Annotated in this window: 2 protein-coding genes and 1 pseudogene; all 3 read left to right on the forward strand. The window is 65.7% G+C overall.

Annotation, left to right across the window (positions count from 1 at the left end):
• Positions 1-382: pseudogene (locus tag HMPREF9006_RS07145) on the forward strand (N-acetylmuramoyl-L-alanine amidase family protein); the annotation flags it as partial.
• Positions 383-613: 231 nt separating this feature from the next.
• A complete protein-coding gene (locus tag HMPREF9006_RS07150) occupies positions 614-4,483 on the forward strand; it encodes a S8 family serine peptidase (protein WP_009212928.1) in 3,870 nt (1,289 codons plus the stop codon).
• Between the two features lie 229 nt (positions 4,484-4,712).
• A partial coding sequence (locus HMPREF9006_RS07155) for a S8 family serine peptidase (protein ID WP_009212929.1) occupies positions 4,713-7,643 on the forward strand: 2,931 nt, incomplete at its 3' end.

A 7,643-nucleotide genomic window follows, 5' to 3' on the forward strand; every position in this document is an offset into this window, starting at 1 on the left:
CGGCTACATGGCGACCGGCTGGCTGAAGCGCGTGGATGGTCAGTGGGTGTATGCCGATTCCGATGGTGTGCTTGTGAGTGGTTGGGTGCGCGATGGCGCCTGGTACTACCTGGATCCGGCCACGAAGGTGATGGTGACTGGGTGGCTCAACGACCGGGGTACCTGGTATTACCTGGGTGGTAGCGGTGCGATGGCCACCGGCTGGGTCAACGTGGGTGGCTCGTGGTACTACCTGTCGGCTTCCGGAGCGATGGCCACCGGGTGGGTCAACGTGGGTGGGGCCTGGTACTACCTGTCGCCCTCCGGCGTCATGCTGACGGGTGCCCAGATCATCAACGGACGCACCTACCTCTTTGACGACTCCGGAGCCTGGATGCGTTAAGCGTCCCGCCTCTCATTCTGTCAAGACCCTCACCCGGGCCCGGGAACGTTGTTTTGTAAGCGTTCTCGGGCCCGGGATTTAGAACTGGGTAAAATAATCGTCATCTATATCTCTTTGTGAAACAAAGTTTGTCACAAGAGTTGTTTGCGGTATGTTGGCAGTGACGGCTGACACGACGAGATCCTCGCCGTGCTCGAACACGGTCGTCCGTCAACACATTGGAGTACGCCCATGACAACGAAGAAACCAGCGATGTTCCTCGCGCTGGCTGGCACCGCTGCGCTCGTGGTTGCTGGTCCCGCGACCCTCGCATCCCCGCCAACCCCGGCGGACACCCGATCCGACCCCGGCGCCGCAGCCTCGTCCCTGCCGGTCGGTGACGTCGATACCGCGCTCACCTCGAAGAGCGGACAGAACAGCCAGGAACCTCAGGCGCCGACGACCGATCAGGTCGACCCCGCCGCAGTCGTCACTATCGTCGTTCAGCTCGACGACGCGGCTGACCGCGCGGCGTCCCTTGCCTCGATTAACGAGGCCGTGGCCGGTGCGTTCCCGGGCTCCTCCGCCCAGGTGGAACGCGAGTACGACAAGGCCCTCAAGGGATTCGCGTTGAGCGCGCCCGCGGGCTCTCTAGACGCAATCCGCGCCGTGAGCGGCGTGAGCGCCGCCTTCCTCGATCGCGACACCCACGTCGATGGCGTCGACGACCAGGTTGCCGGAGAGGGCGCGACGAACTCCTCGCGCACCTCCACCCAGGACCCCGCCAACCTCAGCGCGCAGCTGATGATGCACGCCGACCAGATCACCCAAAAGGGTGATGGCAAGGTCGTGGCGGTCATCGACACGGGCGTGGATATGACGCACCCCGCGTTCGCGGGGGCCCTGCATGGAACCCCCGAGCTGTCCGAGGACAAGGTGCAGGCCCTGACCCCCCAGCTGGGCGACGGCAAGACCGGCAGCTACGTGTCGGAGAAGTTCCCCTTTGCCTACGACTACGCGGATAACGACCCGGACGCCTCGCCGACCGGAGAAGCCGGATCGCATGGCACGCACGTCGCCGGCATCACCGCGGGCAACGCTGGCGAAATCGTCGGCATCGCCCCCGACGCGCAGATCATCGTCGCCAAGGTCGCGCGCAGTAGCAACGGTGGCATCCCGGACTCGGCGCTGCTCGCCGCCCTCGACGACATGGTCGTCCTGCGCCCCGACGTCATCAACCTCTCCCTCGGCCAGACCGGCGGCATGGACAACGAGGCCGACTCCATGTACGCGACCGTGTTCAAGAGCCTCCAGCAAGCGGGCGTGACCGTGAACGCGGCAGCCGGTAACGAGTACACGGCCGGCTACGGAAACCTGTCCGGCAAGAACCTGCCCTTCGCCTCCGACCCCGACTCCTCCGTCCTGTGCGAACCGGCGTCCTACTCCTCAGTCGTGTCCGTGGCCTCGGTCGACAACTCGCTGACGCACAGCGCCTTCACCGTCGGCGACCGCGACATCGCCTACCAGCGCGCCGGTGGGGCCGACGGCCAGAAGATGCCCGACCTGTCTGACCTGACCGGCGGCCCCTTCGAGTACGTCGATGGCGGCATCGGTTCGCCCGAGGACGGCCAGGCCCTGAAGGCCAAGTACCCCGAGGGCCTCGCGGGCAAGATCGTGCTGGTCAAGCGCGGTTCCCTCACCTTCCAGGACAAGTTCAACAACATCGCCGACTCCAAGCCCGCCGGCTTCATCGTGTACAACAACGTGCCCGGTGACTCGCTCGTGGTCATGAGCCTGGCGACGGACGGCGTGCCGGCCGCCTTCATCTCGCAGGCTGACGGCGAGGCCATGCTGGCCGCCGCCGACCGCCACCTGAGCGTCGTCCCCGGCAAGGTCGTGCCCCCGAGCTCGAAGTACTCCATGTCGAGCTTCTCCTCGTGGGGCGTGTCCCCCGATCTGCGCCTCAAGCCCGAGGTGAGCGCGCCCGGTGGCAACATCTACTCGGCCGTGCCTGGCGGCAACTACGAGTTCATGTCCGGCACGTCGATGGCGACCCCGCAGATGGCGGGCGTGAGCGCCGTCGTCCTGCAGCGCGTCCAGGCGGACCCGCTCTTCGCCTCGATGACCGACCGTCAAAAGGTTGATGTCGTCCAGAACCTCATCATGGGCACGGCGGCCCCCATCGTCGACCCGCTCCAGGACACCGGCGCCCCGTACTCCCCGCGCAAGCAGGGCTCGGGCTTGACGAACGTCCTGGCGGCCACGACCTCGTCGGTGTACCCGACGGTTGTGGGTGCCCCCGAGCAGTCCCGTCCCAAGGCGGACCTGGGGGATGGCACAAAGGGCTGGCACTTCGACGTCACCCTCCACAACCTCGGCGCGGCGCCTACGACCTACGAGCTGAGCTCGCAGGCACTCTCCGAGATTGTTGACGGCGGGTTCTTCACCGGCCACTCCGCCGATTGGCGAGGCAAGGGCGTGGACATCGCCTACTCCGGCGCGGCCGTGAGCGGCACCGATGAGGGCGCGACCATCACCGTTCCCGCAAACGGCGAGGCGACTGTGGGCGTCGATGTGACGCCTCGCGCCGCTTTCGACTCCTCCGTCGCGCAGAACACGCCCAATGGCACCTTCCTCGACGGTTTCGTGCGCTTCACCTCGAAGACCGAGTCCCAGCCTGACCTGAGCGTTCCCTACCTTGGCTTCTACGGCGACTGGGGCAAGCCCGCGATCTTCGACGCCCTCGCCTCCGATGGCGGGGCTCACACGCTCGCCTCCTGGGTCTACAGCGGCACCACGGGCCAGCAGCTGGGATACAACCCCCTGGTCAAGGATGCTGATCGTATCGGACTGCCCAGCCCGAGCAAGAACATCATCTCTCGCTCGGACGCCTCGGGTGCTCCGACGGTTCTCGAGCCCCGCACGGGTACCCTGCGCAGCGTCCACACGCTCAACGCCGCGTACACGAACGCCGCAGGAGAGACGGTCGCTTCCTTCACGCGGTTCATGAACTGGAAGTCCGCGCTGGATTCGTCCGGAAAGATGACGTGGGTCGAGCAGGGGCAAGATCCGCTGACCCTGGATGCGCGAGCAGACGGGTTTAAGGATCTGCCGGACGGTGAGTACACGCTGACGCTGTCGGCTCATAACGATGGGCCCTCGCAGGTGGAGCAGTCGGTCTCCTATAGGTTCCGTCTCGATACGGTGGGGCCGGTCGTCTCTGGTGTGACGTACAGTGGAGAAGTTTCCGAGACGGTTGTGTCCTTCGATGTCACGGACTCCTCGCCTGTGGCTGCGGTTGATCTGCATGACCCGGCCGATGGCCTGTGGTTCTACCGCCATGTTTTCTCCGACAGTGAGGGTGATGTTGGTGCTGATGGGGTGTATCGGTACCACGTGGAGATCCCCTTCGAGACGATCTCCCGGTCCTGGACCGAACAGGGCGGCGTGGGCGACGTCGTCGCCCACCCCTACGTGCTCGCCTGGGATTACGGGCTGAACCACTCCGAGGCCGTCACGCTGGACTTGCCCTCCGATAACCAGGGTGCGTGCACCCGGCCCGATGGTGGTCACTGGGTCAAGGATGGTGTCGGCTGGTGGTACCAGTGCGCCGACGGTAGGGGCTACCTCGCGAACGGTTGGTATTCGATCAACGGTTCGGACTACCTGTTTGGGCCGAGTGGCTACATGGCGACCGGCTGGCTGAAGCGGGTGGACGGTCAGTGGGTGTATGCCGATTCCGATGGTGTGCTTGTGAGTGGTTGGGTGCGCGATGGCGCCTGGTACTACCTGGATCCGGCCACGAAGGTGATGGTGACTGGGTGGCTCAACGACCGGGGTACCTGGTATTACCTGGGTGGTAGCGGTGCGATGGCCACCGGCTGGGTCAACGTGGGTGGCTCGTGGTATTACCTGGATTCTTCTGGGGCGATGCGTACTGGTTGGCTCAACCAGGGTGGCTCCTGGTACTACCTGGGCGGTAGCGGCGCGATGGCGACCGGGTGGGTCAACGTGGGTGGCTCCTGGTACTTCCTGTCAGGAAGCGGGGCCATGCAAACAGGCACCCAGACAATCGAAGGCACCACATACGTCTTTGACACAACGGGTGCGTGGATTCCGTAAGGCCATCCCACTCGCGTTCGTTGACGCGTCACTCCGGGCCCGGGAACGTTGCTATGTAAGCGTTCCCGGGTCCGGGCCTTGTTTGGGCGGTGCCACATCCGATCGTTTCCCACTGTGGACCGATGTTTGTCATCGCACCCACATGCGGTATTTTGAATGTGGCGGCCGGCACGGTGGAGCCTCCTCCGCATACCCATACGGTCGCAGGTCAACACATTGGAGTACGCACATGACAACGAAGAAACCAGCGGCGTTCCTCGCGCTCGCCGGGTCCCTCGCGCTCGTAGTCGCAGGCCCGGCCACCCTTGCAGCGCCGCCTGCTCCTGCCGCCCCCGAACCGCCCCCGGCTTCGTCTGTGCCTGTGGGTGACGTCGATACCGCGCTCACCTCGAAGAGCGGACAGAACAGCCAGGAACCTCAGGCGCCGACGACCGATCAGGTCGACCCCGCCGCAGTCGTCACTATCGTCGTTCAGCTTGACGAGGCGGCTGACCGCGCGGCGTCCCTTGCCTCGATTAACGAGGCCGTGGCCGGTGTGTTCCCGGGCTCCTCCGCCCAGGTGGAACGCGAGTACGACAAGGCCCTCAAGGGATTCGCGTTGAGCGCGCCCGCGGGCTCTCTCGACGCAATCCGCGCCGTGAGCGGCGTGAGCGCCGCCTTCCTCGAACGCGAGATTCCCGTGAACGACACCGCCACCCTCAACGACGAAGGGGGCATCGAGGCGCCCAGGCTCGCCTCCCAGAACCCCGATAACCTCAGCGCCCAGCTGATCATGCACGCCGACCAGCTCACCCAGAAGGGCGAGGGCAAGGTCATCGCCGTCATCGACACGGGCGTCGAGATGACGCACCCCGCCTTCTCCGGCACGATGCGGTCGACCCCCGCGCTGACCGCGGAGTCGGTGGCCGCCCTGGCGCCCAGGCTGGGTGCGGGGAAGACCGGTGTCTACGTCAGTGAGAAGTTCCCCTTCGCCTACGACTACGCCGACTCCGACCCCGACGCGATGCCGAGTCCGGGTGACTACGGCTCCCATGGAACCCACGTCGCCGGCATCACCGCGGCAAACGCCGACCAGATCGTCGGTATCGCCCCCGAGGCGCAGGTGATCGTCGCGAAGGTCTCGCGCAGCGTCGAAGGGGACATCCCCGACTCGGCGCTGCTGGCCGCGCTCGACGACATGGTTGTCCTGCGCCCCGACGTCGTCAACCTCTCCCTTGGCCAGCTCGGCGGCATGGATAACGAGGCCGACTCCGTCTACGCGACCGTGTTCAAGAGCCTGCAGGAGCAGGGGATTACCGTCAACGCGGCGGCAGGCAATCACTACACCGCCGGATACGGCAACACCTCGGGGAAGAACCTGCCCTTCGCCTCCGACCCCGACTCCTCGACCCAGTGTGAGCCCGCGACCTACTCCTCGGTTGTCGCCGTGTCTTCCCTGGATAACCTCCTGTCCTACAACGCGTTTAGCGCCGCCGGTAAGGATATTGCCTACCAGCGTTCGCGCGGGTTCAACGGAGAGAAGGCCGCCGAATTGACGGATCTGGCTCCGGGCAGCTACGAGTACGTGGACGCCGGTTTCGCCTCCGAGGAGGACGCCGCGGCCCTGCGGAAGAAGTACCCCGAGGGCCTGGCGGGGAAGTTTGCCCTGGTTTCGCGCGGAAAGATGACCTTCCAGAAGAAGATCGAGAACCTTGCCCCGCTCAAGCCCGCGGGCATCCTCGTCTACAACAACGTCGCGGGGGACTCCCTCATGATCATGAGCGTGACGACCCTCGACGTGCCCGCCGCCTTCATCTCGAACGAGAGCGGCCAGGCGATGCTGGAGGCCGCCGACCATCACCTGACCCTCGTCGAGGGCAAAACCGTGACGCCGAGCGCCAAGTACTCGATGTCCGACTTCTCCTCCTGGGGCGTGACCCCCGACCTGCGCCTCAAGCCCGAGATCACCGCGCCCGGCGGCAGCATCTACTCCGCCATCCTGAACGGCAAGTACGACCACCTCTCCGGCACGTCGATGGCGACCCCGCAGATGGCGGGGGTGAGCGCCGTTGTCCTTCAGCGCGTCCAGTCGGATCCGCTCTTCGCCTCGATGACCGACCGTCAAAAGGTGGATGTCGTCCAGAACCTCATCATGGGAACAGCGACTCCGGTCGTCGACCCCGCCCAGGACACCGGCGCCTACTATTCTCCGCGTAAGCAGGGTGCGGGCCTCGTTGATGCCCTGGCGGCGACGACCTCGTCGGTGTACCCGACGGTTGTGGGGGCCCCCGAGCAGTCCCGTCCCAAGGCGGATCTGGGGGATGGCACGAAGGGCTGGCACTTCGACGTCGCGCTGCACAACCTCTCGGGTGTGGAGGCCACGTATGAGCTTTCCTCCCAGGCCCTGTCCGAAAACGTTGCCGACGGCTTCTTCACCGGCAGCGCCACCAACTGGCAGGGCAAGGGCGTGACTGTCACGTACTCGGGCGCGGCCTCTGCCTCGGGCGCGGGTGCCACTGTCACGGTCCCGGCGGGCGGCGAGGCCACCGTGGGTGTGGATGTTGCTCCGGGCGCCGAGTTCGCCTCGTACGTCGCGGATAACACGCCTTCGGGTACTTTCCTGGATGGTTTCGTGCGTTTCGCCTCGCGCGCCGCGTCTCAGCCGGATCTGAGTGTTCCCTATCTGGGGTTCTATGGGGATTGGGGCAAGCCCGCGATCTTCGACGCGCTGGCCTCTGACAGCGGAGCGCACACCTTCGCGTCGGGCATCTACAACGGCACCACGGGCCAGCAGCTGGGATACAACCCCCTGGTCAAGGCCGAGAATCGCACCGGGGCTCCCAAGGCGGATCGCTACGTGATCTCCCGCTCCGAGGCCAGCGGCGCTCCCACGGTCCTGGCACCCCGCACGGGTACCCTGCGCAGCGTCCACACGCTCAATACCGTGTACGCGAACGCCGCCGGCCAGACGGTCACCTCCTTCGCCACCCACCAGGCCTGGAAGTCCGGTGTCAACCCCGGCACCGGCAAGATGACCTGGGTGGAAGACGGCCACGAGCCCACGACCCTGGACCTGCGTTCCGACGCTTTCAAGGATCTGCCGGACGGCGATTACACGCTGAAGCTGTCCGCCCACAACGACGGGCCTTCGGAGGTGGAGCAGTCGATCTCGTACGAGTTT

The sequence above is a fragment of the Actinomyces sp. oral taxon 180 str. F0310 genome, from assembly GCF_000185285.1.
Lineage (GTDB): Bacteria > Actinomycetota > Actinomycetes > Actinomycetales > Actinomycetaceae > Pauljensenia.